Raw genomic sequence first — 15,096 nt, forward strand, 5'->3', positions numbered from 1 at the left:
AACCCGCCTATGGCGCGGCTCGTTAGAGCCGCTACCGATAGGAATCCCCCGACTTTAGGCGGGGGAGGATGTCAACGGGGAGGATGACGAACGGCGGCAACATGCTGGCCGTCACTTCGCGTGCGGGTCTCCCGGTGGTGTGCTTTCAGGCGGCGGCACCGTACCGCCGCCTCGCCTTTTGCCTTAAAAAGGCAAAAGGCTCTGAGGAAGCTCCCTTATGGTGCATCCTCTTCAAAAAAGCTGGCTTCGTTGCCGCCAAGGAAACTGCCTTACGCCGTCCAGCGTGCAGGCCATGAGACATTCCACGATACCAGCGAGCCGTGGCGGAGACAGGTCAAAGAGCCACATCAGAAGTTTGCTTGCCTGGCGCATTCCCTTCAAGGAAGCTGTCTTCGCTGCCGCCAAGGAAACTGCCTTACGCCGGTCGGCGTGCAGACTGGGAGAAATTCCACAGTACCAGCGAGCCGGGGCGCGGAGGCGATCCCCGCAAGGCGGGAGCGCCGGAGCAGGTGCGCATATCGCCCGCGCAAGGCGCGGGAAGATGCGCACCGGTTGCCCCCAGCGGCGAGCGGCAGAGTGGGATACATCATCCGATAGAGATGCCCTTCACCTTCTGGACAAGGGGAGTAGGGGGTCGTAGGGGGTGTAGAGGGGCTTGCCCCTCTCACCCCCTGCCCCTCGCCGGGAGGCGACCCAACCTCGATGCCGGGCCGTATCCGCTGGCCGGCGGCAGAAAAAATTGGCGCAGCCTGCAGAGTAGGCCCTTCGATCCCTCGCCGGGAGGCGACCCAACCTCGATGCCGGGCCGTATCCGCCGGCTGGCGGCAGAAAAAATTGGCGCAACCTGTAGGTTAGGACCTCTGGTCCCTCGCCGGGAGGCGACCCAGCCTCGATGTCAGGCAGTATCCGCCGGCCGGCGGCAGCAAAAATAATCCCGTTTTTCATAAAGCATTTTCAGTTTGAAACGCTTCACGTTCCAAACTGAAAATATTCTAGAAGTACGTGACGCCGGGCGGGGAAATGGCCCGTTCGCCCCATGTGATCAGGAGCAGGACAGTGGCGACCAGCGCAAGCAGCGATGGAACAAGCCGTCGAAGGGGTGTCACGGCAGCTTTTCCGAAGCGTCGGCGTCCGGCGCGTCATTAGCGTCTTTTGCGTCATTCAGGGCGCTGTCCGTACTTTCCGCGCGTCCGGCTTCGGCGGGCGGCGTTGCCGTGCGCGCGGCGTCCGGCGCAGGGTAGAGCCGTTGGGCCACCCGTCGCGTGCCGCGGATGCCCAGCAGTGCACAGATGACGTTGTACGGGAAGGACAGCAGCACGATCAACCAGCCGAGCTCGGCGCCTTCGAGTGCGCCGTCCAGCAGCAGTTTCTGCTGCCAGCTGTTGGGAAAATAGCCCTCCAGCATGTCGTGCAGGTGCCAGAGCATGCCGCCCAGCGGCGAGGCAAGCAGGGGCGTGGCCAAAACGATCCAGATGGCCAGCGACGGCCGCCGGGCGATGCGCGGGGCAAAGGCGGCAGCCGGCAGAGCGTAGATCAGGCAGACAAGCGCGATATAGTGATTGGGATATATCCAATGGTAGAGGAACATGCGCGGCAGGGCGCCGAAGATGAATACCCCGTTCGTCAGCAGGGCCAGCGCATGATAGATGAGGCTGGCAATGCCGAAGGAGCAGCCGAAGAAGATGAAAAAGGCAAGCAGGCGTTTTTTCATGGGCTGTTTTCCTGAGTCGGTGCGGGCGTGTTTCCTGTGCTGGATGCCGCGACAGGTCGCTCCGCTCGTTGGGCTGAAAGAGAGGAGAGGTGTCCCGCCAGCCGTCGCGTGCCCGCCAGCGCCATCACGTAGGCGCAACAGGACAGGGGGAGAAACAGGAGGGCGAAGATCCCCCCGTACGCCAGCCCGTTGCCTGCGGCCTGAAACGTGTGCCATAGCGGTTCGGCGGAAAAGTGACCGTAATGTAGTTGATCCTGCCACGCAAAAAGTATTCCCGCAAGAGAAAAGGTCATGAGCAGCGTTCCCGCCATGACCAGATGGGCCAGCGCCGGACGGCGAGGGATGCGCGGCCCCACGGCGGCAGCCAGCAGAGCATACGTCAGGGAGGCGGCAAGGCTGACGGCAATGAGCCAGAGCGTAAGCCAGGCCCGGAGCTCGACCAGGTGGAAGAAGAGCAGGAGACAGAGCGCCGCCACATACACGGCGTGGAGAAAAAAGCGCTGGAACATATTGCCCCGTGTGAGAGTGTCCGCCCCCGGCACGCAAGGCGCGCGCAATGCGGACTGATCAGGTGAGGGATGTGCTTTCATGGGTTGCCGTCAGCGAGGGGGACTGCCGATTTCCATAACTCGTTACCTCCAGCAAAAAAAAGCAAAGATGATGCCAGGCAAGCAGAGCAGAGTGGGACGAGCGTTTTTTCCGGGCGGACGGCAGGCATAAAAAAGGCTCCCGCCGAAGCGGGAGCCATATGAGGCAGTTGGAGGAAGCGGGTCGGCTTAGTACATGCCGCCCATGCCGCCCATGCCGTCCATGCCGCCGGGCATGGCGGGGACATCCTTCTTGGGCTCGGGCTTTTCGCTGATGGCGCACTCGGTGGTGAGCAGCAGGGAAGCCACGGAAGCGGCGTTCTGCAGGGCGGTGCGGGTCACCTTCTTGGGGTCGATGACGCCGGCCTTGAGCAGGTCTTCATATTCGCCGGTGGCGGCGTTGAAGCCGAAGCCGTCCTTGCCCTGACGCACCTTTTCCACGATGATGGAACCTTCGAAACCGGCGTTGTGGGCGATCTGGCGCAGCGGGGCTTCGATGGCGCGGCGGATGATGTTCACGCCGGCCAGTTCGTCGTCGTCAGCGGGCTTGATGGAGTCGAGCACCTTGGCGACGCGGATGAGGGCCGTGCCGCCGCCGGGGACGATACCTTCTTCCACGGCAGCGCGGGTGGCGTTCAGGGCGTCTTCCACGCGGTCCTTCTTTTCCTTCATTTCCACTTCGGTGGCGGCGCCCACATGGACGACGGCCACGCCGCCCACCAGCTTGGCGAGGCGTTCCTGCAGCTTTTCACGGTCATAGTCGGAAGTGGATTCTTCCACCTGAGCGCGGATCTGCTTCACGCGGGCGGTGATCTCATCCTTCTTGCCGGCGCCGTCCACGATGGTGGTGTTTTCCTTGTCGATCACCACGCGCTTGGCCGTGCCGAGGTCGGTGAGGGCCATGTTTTCCAGCTTGGTGCCGGTGTCGTCGGAAGCCACCTGGCCGCCGGTGAGGATGGCGATGTCCTGCAGCATGGCCTTGCGGCGGTCACCGAAGCCGGGAGCCTTCACAGCCACCACCTGCAGGGCGCCGCGCAGCTTGTTCACCACGAGGGTGGCAAGGGCTTCGCCTTCCACGTCTTCAGCCAGGATGAGCAGCGGACGGTTGACCTTGGCCACCTGTTCCAGCACGGGCAGCATGTCCTTCATGCTGGAGATCTTCTTTTCAGAGCAGAGGATGTAGGGGTTGTCCAGCTCGCACTGCATCTTTTCGGCGTTGGTCACGAAGTAGGGGGAGAGGTAGCCGCGGTCGAAGCGCATGCCTTCCACCACGTCCATGGTGGTCTCAAGGCCCTTGGCTTCCTCAACGGTGATCACGCCTTCCTTGCCCACCTTGGCCATGGCTTCGGCGATGATGTTGCCGATGGTGGCGTCGGAGTTGGCGGAAATGGTGCCGATCTGGGCGATTTCCTTCTGGTCGCGGGTGGGCTTGGCCAGGTTGGCCAGTTCGCCGATGAGGGCTTCCACAGCCTTGTCCACGCCACGCTTGATGGCCATGGGGTTGCGGCCGGCGGCCACGAGCTTCACGCCTTCATGGTAGATGGCCTGAGCCAGGATGGTGGCGGTGGTGGTGCCGTCGCCGGCGGCGTCGGAAGTCTTGGAGGCCACTTCCTTCACCAGCTGAGCGCCCATGTTCTCGAACTTGTCGTCCAGCTCGATTTCCTTGGCCACGGTCACGCCGTCCTTGGTGATGACGGGAGCGCCGTAGGACTTTTCAATGGCCACGTTGCGGCCCTTGGGGCCGAGGGTCACCTTCACGGCGTTGGCGAGCTTGTCCACGCCACGGGCCAGTTTTTCGCGAGCTTTGACGTCAAAGAGAACTTCTTTAGCAGCCATGATATTTTCTCCTTAAGGGATGATGCGATGTAAGTGGGAGGATTAGTTGAGGATGGCGAGGATGTCGTCTTCGCGCATCACAAGGTGTTCCACGCCGTCCAGCTTCACTTCGGTGCCGGCGTACTTGTTGAACAGCACGATGTCGCCCGCCTTGACGGACATTTCGATGCGGTTGCCGTTTTCCACCTTGCCGGGACCCACGGCGATCACTTCACCCTTGGAGGGCTTTTCCTTGGCGGTATCGGGAATGAAAAGACCGCCGGCGGTCTTTTCTTCGGATTCAACGCGCTTGACCAGCACACGGTCGTGGAGAGGTTTCAGGTTCATGGTATTTCCTCCAAAAGAATTTTTTATCTCGGGGCAGCGCGCAGGCTGCTGGATTGTCGAGCGGGAGGCAGGCGATTCAACCATCTTCCCCGCGTCGGCATAGTAAATAAGGCAGCTTGCCGGATTGAAAAGGGGCAGAAGGCATTTTTTTTCGACTTTTTTCCATTTTTCAAAAAAATATTAGTAAAAATAACATGTTATATCGATACGTTTTTGTCCCCTTTTTTCCGGGAAAGGCTTGGGAAGGGGGCACGGCAGGGGAGGCGGCCGTGCCGGACGGCGGGAAGAGCCTTCCGGCAAGATGCGCTTTTGCCGCGCAGGCGGGGCAGGCGGCAGCCTGTGGCCTTCGCAGCCCGCCGACGTCCGCCGCCATACGGGAGAGATGGCCCTGACGGAGCGGTACCGGCTGTGCCCGTCTGAGGGAGAGCGCAAGCATCCCGTGCGGCAAGTTGTCGGGAAGAGATGTCCGGGACAGCCTGACGCGGGAATGCGGATGTGCCCGTCATGTCCCGCGTCTGCCCGTGAGAAAAAAAGGAAGAGGGAGAGGATACGGCGACGGGCGGCGGAAATGCCGGCTTGACAGGACGGACGATACAGGGCATAGGCAGGACGTCGCCGCATATTGCGGCCCCAAAAAGGAGTCATCATGTCGTCCGAGAGTACCGGCCCTGCCCCTGCCCTTCCATTTCAGCGCTGACGACACTCCTGCTTGTCTTCCCGCAGGCGTGCCGCCCTGCGGAGGAGATATGCGCGTTTTCTTCCCTTCCCTGCGGATGCTTTCCGCTCTTTTGACGGGCTTCTTGCCGAAAGCCCTGCCGTGCGTCCTGTCCGACGGACGGCGGACGCCTCAGCGTTTCTTTCCTCTTCAGCCGCCGTCGTGCGGTCATCCCGCTTGAGCGCTTTCCCTTTGAAACGCTCGCTCCCAACCCTGCGTCCTGTCGTTTTGCGGATAAAACGGAGTTTTTCCGCTCACTGCGGGAAGGGCGGCGCTATGCCGCCTCGTGCTTGAGCGCTTTCAACGGCAAAGCGCTTGTGACGCCGGGACGTTCCTTAAGTCCTGTTGATGTAAATTTTACAAATAATTTCAACGTTTAAGATGAATAGGCTGAACGCGCTTCGTTTGCTCTAAGGAGCAGGCTTGCCTCGTGTCCCTGACTTTTCCCGGCAAAAGCGCGCTGGAGAAGGGATGGGGGGCTTGGGGGGAAGGGGAACCCCGCCAGCGCCGGCGGCGATCCAACGGGCGGCCCGCAGGCCGTGCCCGTTAGGCGACGCAGGAGCCTTACGGGCATCGACAGCAGAGCGCGACCGAATGGCGGCCGTAGGCCGTGCCCGTTAGGCGACGCAGGAGCCTTACGGGCATCGACAGCAGAGCGCGACCGAATGGCGGCCGTAGGCCGTGCCCGTTAGGCGACGCAGGAGCCTTACGGGCATCGACAGCAGAGCGAGGGGTTCCCCTTCCCCCCAAACAGGAAACAAAGAGTGCCAACAGCCCTGACGGAAGCGCCGTCCGGTCTCGCGCAGAGCATGCGCGCGATGCCGGGCCGCCTGCCGGCCCGGGCACGGGCAGTCCCGGCGTACGGCGTTTGCGCGCTTTCGGCTTTCTTCTTTGTTTGCGGTCGACGGGCATGCCGCCCGTCATGCATCATGTTCACATCATCCCAAGGAGAGTGTCGTATGGACAGTCACAGTCACGCGGAAACATCGATCGGGTATGTTTGTCTGTTTTCTCTGAAAGACAAGGAGCAAAGCCATGTTCGGCCGCTGGAAATGCCCGCGCCGCCGGGCGGACGTTCTTGATCGCGCCATCTGGGCGCATGCCGCCGTACTTGTCCGGCGAAGTCGCGTTTCCCTTTTGTTCGTGTTTGCCGCCCGAGGGGCGGGCCGTGCGCGGCAGTGTCCTGCCGCTCTTTTCCCCAACGCCTGACAAAAAGGAGACGTGTCATGTATCGTGAACTGCTGTGCGCCACGCTTGTGGATTGCCTTGCCCATCCCCGTACCGCCGATCTGGCGGCCGTCCTGCGTTCCGTCCATCCCTCCGATCTGGCCGAGGCCCTGCAGACCCTGCAGGCCGGACAGGTCGGGCAGATCTTCGCCGAGATGGAAGAACAGGAACGCGCGGAAGTTTTCGTCTATTTTTCTCCGGAATGGCAGAATGCGCTCCTGCCGCTCCTGCCGCGGGACATGGCGGTCCGGCTTTTTGAAAGCATGGCCGCCGACGAACGGGCGGACCTGTACCGCCATCTGGATGAGGATGCCCGCCAGAAGCTGCTGCCCGCCCTTGCCCGCGTCGAACGGGAGGATATCCTGCGGCTGGCCGCCTATGCCGAAGGGACCACCGGTTCGGTGACCACGTCGGATTATGTGGCCGTGACGCCGCAAATGCGCGTGGCCGAGACGCTGGCCCATGTCCGGGCAACGGCGCCGGACAAGGAGACCATTTATATATTGTATGCGCTGGATGCGGAAGGCCGCCTGTGCGGTACGGTCTCCCTGCGGGAACTGCTGCTGGCCGACGACGGGCGGACCATCGGGGACATCATGCGCCGGCATCCGGTAGCCGTCCGGGCGGACAGTCCCCGCGAAGAGGCGGCGGAATACATCCGGCGGTATGACCTGCTGGCCTTGCCGGTCATCAACGGTGGCGACAGGATGATCGGCATCATCACCGTGGATGACGCCATGGACATAGAAAAGGAGCTGGATGCCGGTCAGCTGGCCCGCTTCGGCGGCACGGCCTCCGATGACGGCACGGATCTGGACATCCTGGCCACGCCCCTGCGCACCATGTTTCGCGTCAGGGTGTTCTGGCTCGTCCTGCTGACGCTTTTTGGCATGGTGACCAGCACGTTCGTGGCCGCGCAGGAGGAGATGCTCTCGCGGGCCATCGTGCTGGCCGCCTTCATCGCGCCCATCGTCGATATGGGAGGCAACGCGGGCAGCCAGTCGGCCACGCTGGTCATCCGGGCCATGGCCCTGGGAGATGTGGCCCTGCGCTGGCAGGACGTATGGCGCGTGCTGCGGCGGGAGCTGCCCGTGGCGGCGGCCCTCGGCGTGGTGGTGGCCCTGCTGGAGGCGGTCATGGCCTTCTTTTCCAAGGGGATCGGTGGTGATGTCCTGCTGGTGGTGGGCCTGAGCATGCTGCTCTGCACCGCGCTGGGCGGCGTGGTGGGCGCGCTGCTGCCCTTCATGGCCCGCCGGCTGGGGACGGACCCGGCCACGCTGTCCTCGCCGCTGATCACGTCGGTGATGGATCTGGCGGGCGTGTTCGTCTACTTCTCGCTGGCCTACCTCTTCCTGGGTCACATGCTGGGGTAGGGGAGAGGGACGGCAAGGACGAGACGGAGCGTCCCGTCCTGTGCGGCGGGTGACGATCCCGCAGTCTGAAGGAAGCGCACGACGCGCAGGGGGAATGTCCCCCTGCGCGTCCGCTGACGGAACGATCGGTCAAGCTTTGTTTAGATGCTGATCTGCGCGCCCAGCAGCTTGACGAAGGCGGCGATCCAGGCCGGATGCGCGGGCCAGGCCGGGGCCGTGACCAGATGGCCGGACACCACGGCGTTGGAAGCCGTTTCGTTGCTGTCGGCCCAGGTGGCGCCCGCATCGACCACGTCAGGCTTGACGGCGGCGTAGCAGGTGCAGGTCTTGCCCTTGAGCACGCCGGCGGACACGAGGATCTGCGGGCCGTGGCAGATGGCGGCAATGGGCTTCTTGGCGGCGTCGAACTCGCGCACGATGTCCAGCACGCGGGCATTGAGGCGCAGGTATTCGGGGGCGCGGCCGCCGGGGACGACGAGGCCCACATAATCGGCCACGTTCACCTTGTCGAAGTCGTAATTGATGGCAAAGTTATGGCCGCGTTTTTCGGAATAGGTCTGGTCGCCCTCGAAGTCATGGATGGCGGTCTTCACCACATCGCCGGCCTTCTTGCCGGGGCAGACGGCGTGCACTTCATAGCCCAGCATGAGCAGCATTTGAAAGGGCACCATCACTTCATAATCTTCCACGAAATCGCCGGCCAGCAAAAGGATTTTTTTGCTCATTGTTCATGCTCCTGAAAAAAAGATCCAAAGGGGCTTTTGCGTCCCGGGAGATGCGTTGCGGCCCTCCGCTACGGAAAGACGGGACGGATTGCGACTTGCCTTGCCCCTTACCGTGGTTATATAAGCATCAACATGGCGGCCGCAAGGCCGGAAAGAGAAATTTTTCCCGAGAGGCTCATTACCCATGCCCATGTTTGATTTTTACTGTCCCCAGTGCAAGAACACGTTTGAAGAGCTGGTCTTTGGCGAGGAAGTGCCGCCCTGTCCCAACTGCGGCGCCGAGCGGACCGAACGGCAGGTGAGCGCCCCCAGCCCGCTCAAGACCGGAGCTTTCCCCTTCAAGGTCGGGCCGGTGCATCCTCTGGCCTCCAAAATGGGCAAGGGGCTCGCGGGCTGCGGCGGGGCCTGCGGTTCGGGGGGCTGCCCCTCGGCTCAGGGCGGGAACGCCTGAGGCCGGCATACGGCCGGGCCGCTGACGATCCGGTATCGTGAGGTCCTGCGGGGAGGCTCCTGTGCCGGGCCGCACGATTGCAAACGACCCGGGCATGGCCTATGCTGACGCGGGCCATGAGGCCCTGCAACATGTTCGTTGCCTGCCTGGGGGAAGAGTCAGGGACACGAAGCGACCCCGCCCAAAGGCAAGCGGAGCGTGCTTCATTTATTTGTTTTATCTGCTGAAACTGTTTGCAAATTTGTAATGACCGGCCCGGGGCGCTCATCGCCGGATGCTCCTTGCGGCGGCGAAGGTCCTTTTTCCTTGGGAGACATACATGGTATTCAGCATGACCGGTTTCGGCCGCTGTCTTGTGGAGAATGGCGGCGTGACCCAGCAGTGGGAGATCAAGAGCGTCAACAGCCGTCATCTTGATCTGAAATGGCGGCTGCCCGCTTGCGCCCGCAGCCTGGAGCCCCGCTTGGAAAAGGTGGTCCGCCGGCACGCCTCCCGCGGGCGGGTGGACATCAGCCTGCAACTGCAGTTCGCTCCGGACTGTCTGCCGCCGCTGAACTTCGACATGGCGGCGGCCTCGTCCATGCTGGACAGCCTGCAGGCGCTTGCCCTGCAGCGGGGCGACGTCTACCGTCCCGATTACAATGCCCTGCTGGCGCTGACGTCCCTGTGGGGCGAGAGCGGCGACGATACGGACGAAGAGCTGGTCGATCAGTTGGAAAACGGGCTGGAGCTGGCCCTGCAGGACTGGAACGAGGCCCGCAGCAAGGAAGGACATGCCCTTGCCGTGGACATGCAGTCCCGCATCCTGCGCATGGAGGAGTGGACGGGACGCATCATGGAGCGCGCGCCGCAGATCAAGGAAGAGCGGGCGGCCCAGATGCGGGAGCGCATCGGCGAGGCGCTGGCGGCCCACGCGCTGGAGCTGGAAGAAGGGCGCTTTTTGCAGGAAGTGACCGTGCTTGCCGACCGGCTGGACGTGAGCGAGGAGCTGACCCGCCTGCAGACCCATCTGGAGCGTCTGCACGAGCTGCTGGATGACGGCAGGGACGCGGGGCGGCGGCTGGACTTCACCCTTCAGGAATGTTTCCGGGAGATCAATACCTGCGGCAACAAGCTGCCCGATGTGCAGCTTTCGCGCATGGTGGTGGATTTCAAGAACGAGCTGGAAAAATGCCGGGAACAGGTGCAGAATCTGGAATAGGGCATGGCCAGGGAAAAACTGATCAACATAGGCTTCGGCAATTATGTGCTGGCCGGGCGGGTGGTGAGCATCGTCAGTCCCGCCTCTTCGCCCATGCGGCGTCTGCGGGAGGATGCCCGCGCCGAGGGGCGGCTCGTGGATGCGACGCAGGGACGCCGTACGCGTTCCATCATCGTGACGGATTCCAACCACATCATCCTCTCGTCCATCCAGCCGGAAACCATCAGCCAGCGTTTTGCGCAGGAAGGGAATGAATCATGAAGCGACACGGCATTGCGCTGGTCATCAGCGCGCCTTCCGGCGCGGGCAAAACGACGCTCATCAACCGTCTGCGGGAGGAGTTCCCGCATTTCGGCTACTCCGTCTCCTGTACGACGCGCGCCCCGCGCGCGGGCGAGCGTGACGGGCAGGATTACCATTTCTGGACGCGCGCCCGTTTTGAGGAGCAGCGCGAGGCCGGGTACTTTGCCGAATGGGCCGAAGTGCACGGCAACCTGTACGGCACGCCGCTGGAACCCCTGCGCCGCATGCTGGAGCAGGGACAGGACGTGCTTTTCGACATCGACGTGCAGGGGGCGCGGCAGATGAAGGAAAGCCTGCGGGAAGCGGTCTTCCTGTTCATCCTGCCGCCCAGCATGGCGGAGCTGGAAAAGCGCCTGCACGGCCGCGGTCTGGACAGCGAGGAGACCATTGCCCGCCGTCTGCGCAATGCCTGTACGGAGCTGCGCGATGCGCCGTGGTATGATTATCTAGTGGTCAATGACGATGTGGAGGCGGCCTATGCCCGCTTGCGCGCCGCCTACATTGCCGCGACCTTGCGCCCGCTCTGTCGCCCGGATCTTGTGCGGGCGCTGGAGCGGGGGCGTCTGGACTAGGGCCTGTTGACACTGTTCGCTGTTTGTTTGGGGGGAAGGGGAACCCCTCCCGCGCTGGCGGAGGGGTTCCCCTTCCCCCAAAGCCCCCCATCCCCTCGCCAGCGCGCTTTTATCAGGGGAAAAAGCGGGGACGCGGGGCACACGCCCTCATGGCAGACGAGGCATGTACAGACAATTTCTGTATATACTGAAATAATTGCAAAATTTGTGTTAACAGGCCCTAATGGATAAGCTAAATACGCTGCATGCGCCGCGTGCCCTTTGGGGCGGATCTGCCTTGTGTTCCCGGCTCTTCCCCCGGTAAGAGCGCTGGGGAAGGGATGGGGGGCCTTCCCCCCAAACAGGCAGCAAGACTGTTGACACTCTACACCTGAGCACGGACAAGGGAGGAACGCATGGCCGAACTGGTGGTCGCTCTGGATTTTCCCGATGCCGGCAGCGCGCTCGCGCTGGCGCGGCGGCTGCGCGGCGTGGCGCCGTGGTGCAAGGTGGGCATGGAGCTCTTCTGCCTGGCCGGGCCCGCTGTGCTGACGCAGTTGCGGGAGATGGACTTTCATGTTTTTCTGGATCTGAAGTTTTACGACATCCCGAATACCGTGGCGCAGGCCGTCAGGGCCGCGGCGCAGGGCGGGGCGGAACTGCTGACCATCCATACCCAGGGTGGGGAGCGCATGTGCCGCGAAGCCGTGGCGGCCGCCGCCGCCTGCCGGCGACCGCCGCTGGTCTTCGGCGTTACCGTGCTGACGAGTTTCGGCCCGGGAGAGATGCCGGGCATACCACAGGCTCCGGCGGATTTTGCCGGCGAGCTTGCCGGCATGGCCGACAGCTGGCAGCTGGACGGCATCGTCTGTTCCGGGCAGGAGGCGGCCGCCGTCAAGGCGCGGCATCCGCGGCTGCGCTGCCTGTGTCCGGGCATCCGTCCGGCGTCCGCCAGCGCGGACGATCAGTGCCGCATCATGACGCCTGCCGCCGCCGTGGCGGCCGGCGCGGACTATCTTGTGGTGGGCCGGCCCATTACCCGCGCGGCTGATCCGCTGGCGGCCGCCCACGCCATCCTCGACGAAATGCATACCTGCTAGACGGAGTTTCCATGTCCCAACCCACAGCTCCCCAGGCCGGCGGCCCGCGTCCGCAGCAGCAGCCGGAAGTACGCGGCGTCTTTTCCACGCAGGAGATCCGCAAGGTCGGTACCGGCACCACCACCCGCAAGACCGTGCAAAAAACGTTCTGGTTCGTGGAACAGCACGGCAGCGAGATCGAGTGCCAGCCGCTCAACACCAACTATGTGCCCAGCGGCCCCAAGCGCAAGATCAGCATGGAGGACCTGATCAACAAATTTTCGCCGGAGCCGGAATTCTACATGAATTCCGTCTATCCCAAGATGCAGGAACTCCAATACTCCGTCCGCCAGGGGGACAGATACCGCGAAAGCGGCGAGACATTTGCCGCCGAATACGAGTACTCCCGCGCCCTCAAGGTGGATGAGGACAATGTGCGGGCCAACTTCGGCATCGGCCTCACCTACCTCGAGCGTGGCGACGCCAACAAGGCGCAGGACATCTTTGAGCGCCTCGTCAAGCTCGATGCGGCCTTCGAGCCGCAGCACAAGCATCTTTTCAACGAGTTCGGCATCAATCTGCGCAAGAACAAGATGCTTGCCGAATCCCGCGAGTACTACGCCCGTGCCCTGCAGCTCTCGCCCAAGGATGAGAACCTGAACATGAACATGGCGCGTGTGCTGCTGGAATCCAAGGATATGGACGGCTGCGTGGACTATCTGCTGGAAGCCCTGCGCCTTGCGCCGCGCCATGAGCAGTCGCTGAAGTTCATGAGCTGGCTCATCCAGAAGAATCTGATCCCGGCCGGCAAGATGGACGACGTCAAGCAGGCCATCGCCGCGTCCAAGGCTGCCGCTCCGGCGGCTGCCGCGGCCCCTGCCGCCGCGCCTGCCGACGGCGGAGGGAGCAGTGCCGCCCCGGCGGACGTGCCGGACGACCTCCCGCCGGTAGTGGATGAACCGGTAGCGGCTGCCGCCGCCCCGGCGTCCGCGCCCGCTGCGCCGGCGTCCGCGCCGGACCCTTTCATTGACACGACGGCATGAAGAACTGGCTTTTCCGTCAGCCGCCGGAAAGCCCGTGCCCCGACTGGGCCGAGGCGCTCTCCATCTCGCCGCTGCTGCTGGACGTGCTCTGGCGGCGCGGCTTTACCTGTCGTGAAAGCATCGACGCCTTTCTTTCGTCGCGTCTGCAGCAGCTGACGCCGCCGCAGGACTGGCCGCAGCTGCCCGAAGCCGCCGCGCTCCTGAGCGACGCCCTGCTGGCCGGGAAAAAGCTGGCCGTCTGGGGGGATTACGATGTGGACGGCATCACGTCCACCGCGCTTGTGCTGGATGTGCTGGAACAGCATGGCGTGGAGGCCGTCAGCCACATCCCCGACCGGCGCAGCGAGGGCTACGGCCTCAACACGGCCGGCATCGAGGCGCTGGCCGCCGCAGGCTGCGGCGTGCTGCTGACCGTGGACTGCGGCATTTCCGATACGGGACCCATCGCCCGCGCTCGGGAATTGGGGATGACGGTCATCATCTCCGATCATCATCTGCCGCCGGATGAGCTGCCCGCGGCGGACGCCATCTGCAATCCGCGCCTTATGGAAGAAAGCGCATGTCCCTGTCCGCATCTGGCGGGCGTGGGCGTGGCCTTCTTCCTCATGGCGGCGGTCAATGCTCGGCTGGCGGCCCATACGGGCAAACGCTTCCGCATGGATGAGGTGCTGGATCTGGTGGCGCTGGGCACTCTGGCCGACGTCATGCGCCTTACCGGGCAGAACCGCATCCTCGTGCGGGGCGGCCTGCAGCGTCTGGCCATGACCACGCGACCGGGCATGGCGGCCCTCAAGGTCGTCAGCAAGTTTGACGCCGCGGCCCGGCTCACCGCCGGACAGGTGGTGTTTCGTCTCGCGCCGCGCATCAACGCCGCCGGACGCATGGGACACGGGCGCGTGGCGCTTGATCTGCTGCGCAGCCGGGATCATCTGGAAGCCGCGTCGCTGGCGCGCGAGCTGGACGCCCTCAACAGCGAACGGCAGCAGGAAGAGGAACGCATGGTGCAGGAGGCCCGGCAGCAGGTGCAGGAACTGCTGGACGAGCGTCCCCGGGCCGGGCTCGTCCTCTACGGGGCGGACTGGCATCCGGGCATCGTGGGCATCGTGGCCTCCAAGATCGTGGAGGAATTCTACCGGCCCACCATCATCCTTTGTGAGGATCAGGGGGCGGTCAAGGGCTCCGGGCGTTCCATCCGGGAGTTCGACCTTTACGAAGGCCTCGGCCAAGCCTCGGCCCATCTGCTGCGCTTCGGCGGGCATAAGCTGGCGGCGGGCGTCCGTCTGGAGTTGGAACATCTGGAAGACTTCCGCCGGGACTTTGAGCAGGCCGCGGAAAAGGTGCTGGGGCCGGAACCGCTCATCCCCAGTCTCATGCTGGAGCGGGAGCTGGATTTCGCCACTGCCGGCGACCTCTGTTTCCTCAAGGAGCTGGAGCTGCTCCAGCCCTTCGGCCCCGGCAACGCGGAACCGGTGTTCGCTTCGCCGGAACTGGTCATCAAGGAGCGCCGTCCGCTGGGCATGAACCGGGAGCACGTCCTGCTCAAGGTGCAGGATACCCTGTCCGGGGTGACGCTGACGGCCAAGGCCTGGCGCATGGGAGAGCAGTTCCCGCCCTCCTGCGTGGGCAGCCGCGTGCGGCTGGCCTACACCCCGCGCATCGACACCTACAACGGCATAGCCTCGGTGGATATCTCCATCAAGGACTGGAAGCCCGTCGCCTGAGTTCCCCCCAACAAAACAATCAGCGAGTAGCGTCAACAGCCTTTAGCGCGGATTCGCAGGGAAGTTGTGTCCAATTTCCCTGCTGACGCTGCCCTCACACTACGGAAAAAGCTTTGTTTTTCCGTGTGTTCGTTTGCGGCTACCCGGGCAAGCCACATTTTCAATGCGGAATTGCTCTAGGTGTTGTGTTCCGATAGGTTGTTCACCCTTTCCTCATTCGGTAAGTTGGAAGTTACCAGACAAACC

At 63.5% G+C, this 15,096-nt stretch carries 13 protein-coding genes; 8 read left to right on the forward strand and 5 right to left on the reverse strand.

The window, feature by feature from the left end; translation table 11 throughout:
• Positions 1–1,102: 1,102 nt before the first annotated feature.
• From Q0K12_RS11165 to groES, 4 genes are all read right to left on the reverse strand, one after another.
• The gene (locus tag Q0K12_RS11165; protein WP_297262976.1) at positions 1,103–1,711 is read right to left on the reverse strand and encodes a hypothetical protein; all 609 of its coding nucleotides are present in this window, start codon (positions 1,709–1,711) and stop codon (positions 1,103–1,105) included.
• Positions 1,708–2,220: a hypothetical protein gene (locus Q0K12_RS11170; RefSeq protein ID WP_297262978.1), complete on the reverse strand. Its 513-nt coding sequence runs from the start codon at positions 2,218–2,220 to the stop codon at positions 1,708–1,710. Before Q0K12_RS11170 ends, Q0K12_RS11165 begins: the two co-directional genes overlap by 4 nt.
• A 267-nt stretch (positions 2,221–2,487) precedes the next feature.
• A complete protein-coding gene (groL, locus tag Q0K12_RS11175) occupies positions 2,488–4,134 on the reverse strand; it encodes a chaperonin GroEL (protein WP_297262980.1) in 1,647 nt (548 codons plus the stop codon).
• Between the two features lie 42 nt (positions 4,135–4,176).
• Entirely contained in the window at positions 4,177–4,461 is a 285-nt protein-coding gene (gene groES / locus Q0K12_RS11180; protein ID WP_296304646.1) for a co-chaperone GroES, read from the reverse strand.
• A gap of 1,941 nt (positions 4,462–6,402) precedes the next feature.
• Between groES and mgtE the strand changes: the two genes are divergently transcribed.
• Complete coding sequence (gene mgtE / locus Q0K12_RS11185) at positions 6,403–7,776, forward strand: magnesium transporter (protein WP_297262983.1); 1,374 nt, start codon at positions 6,403–6,405, stop codon at positions 7,774–7,776.
• Between the two features lie 140 nt (positions 7,777–7,916).
• Here mgtE and Q0K12_RS11190 read toward each other — a convergent pair whose 3' ends face one another.
• Positions 7,917–8,501: a DJ-1/PfpI family protein gene (locus tag Q0K12_RS11190; RefSeq protein ID WP_297227733.1), complete on the reverse strand. Its 585-nt coding sequence runs from the start codon at positions 8,499–8,501 to the stop codon at positions 7,917–7,919.
• Between the two features lie 184 nt (positions 8,502–8,685).
• Between Q0K12_RS11190 and Q0K12_RS11195 the strand changes: the two genes are divergently transcribed.
• The 7 genes from Q0K12_RS11195 (at position 8,686) to recJ (ending at position 14,850) form a co-directional block, all read left to right on the forward strand.
• On the forward strand, positions 8,686–8,952 hold the full coding sequence (locus Q0K12_RS11195; protein ID WP_297262985.1) for a zinc ribbon domain-containing protein: 267 nt from the start codon (positions 8,686–8,688) through the stop codon (positions 8,950–8,952).
• Between the two features lie 319 nt (positions 8,953–9,271).
• Positions 9,272–10,153 carry a YicC/YloC family endoribonuclease gene (locus Q0K12_RS11200; RefSeq protein ID WP_297262986.1) on the forward strand — a complete coding sequence of 294 codons (882 nt, stop codon included), beginning with the start codon at positions 9,272–9,274 and terminating at the stop codon, positions 10,151–10,153.
• A 3-nt stretch (positions 10,154–10,156) separates the two neighbouring features.
• Positions 10,157–10,414 (forward strand): DUF370 domain-containing protein, encoded by a 258-nt coding sequence (locus Q0K12_RS11205; protein ID WP_296304651.1) that lies wholly within the window; start codon positions 10,157–10,159, stop codon positions 10,412–10,414.
• On the forward strand, positions 10,411–11,028 hold the full coding sequence (gene gmk / locus Q0K12_RS11210) for a guanylate kinase (protein WP_297262989.1): 618 nt from the start codon (positions 10,411–10,413) through the stop codon (positions 11,026–11,028). The genes Q0K12_RS11205 and gmk overlap by 4 nt, the downstream gene beginning before the upstream one ends.
• 395 nt (positions 11,029–11,423) lie before the next feature.
• Entirely contained in the window at positions 11,424–12,107 is a 684-nt protein-coding gene (gene pyrF / locus Q0K12_RS11215) for an orotidine-5'-phosphate decarboxylase (protein WP_297262991.1), read from the forward strand.
• Positions 12,108–12,118: 11 nt separating this feature from the next.
• On the forward strand, positions 12,119–13,129 hold the full coding sequence (locus tag Q0K12_RS11220; protein WP_297262992.1) for a tetratricopeptide repeat protein: 1,011 nt from the start codon (positions 12,119–12,121) through the stop codon (positions 13,127–13,129).
• Positions 13,126–14,850, forward strand: coding sequence for a single-stranded-DNA-specific exonuclease RecJ (gene recJ / locus Q0K12_RS11225; RefSeq protein WP_297262994.1), 1,725 nt, complete (start codon positions 13,126–13,128; stop codon positions 14,848–14,850). The genes Q0K12_RS11220 and recJ overlap by 4 nt, the downstream gene beginning before the upstream one ends.
• The last annotated feature ends 246 nt before the right edge of the window (positions 14,851–15,096 follow it).

The sequence above is a fragment of the uncultured Desulfovibrio sp. genome, assembly GCF_944324525.1.
GTDB lineage: Bacteria > Desulfobacterota > Desulfovibrionia > Desulfovibrionales > Desulfovibrionaceae > Desulfovibrio.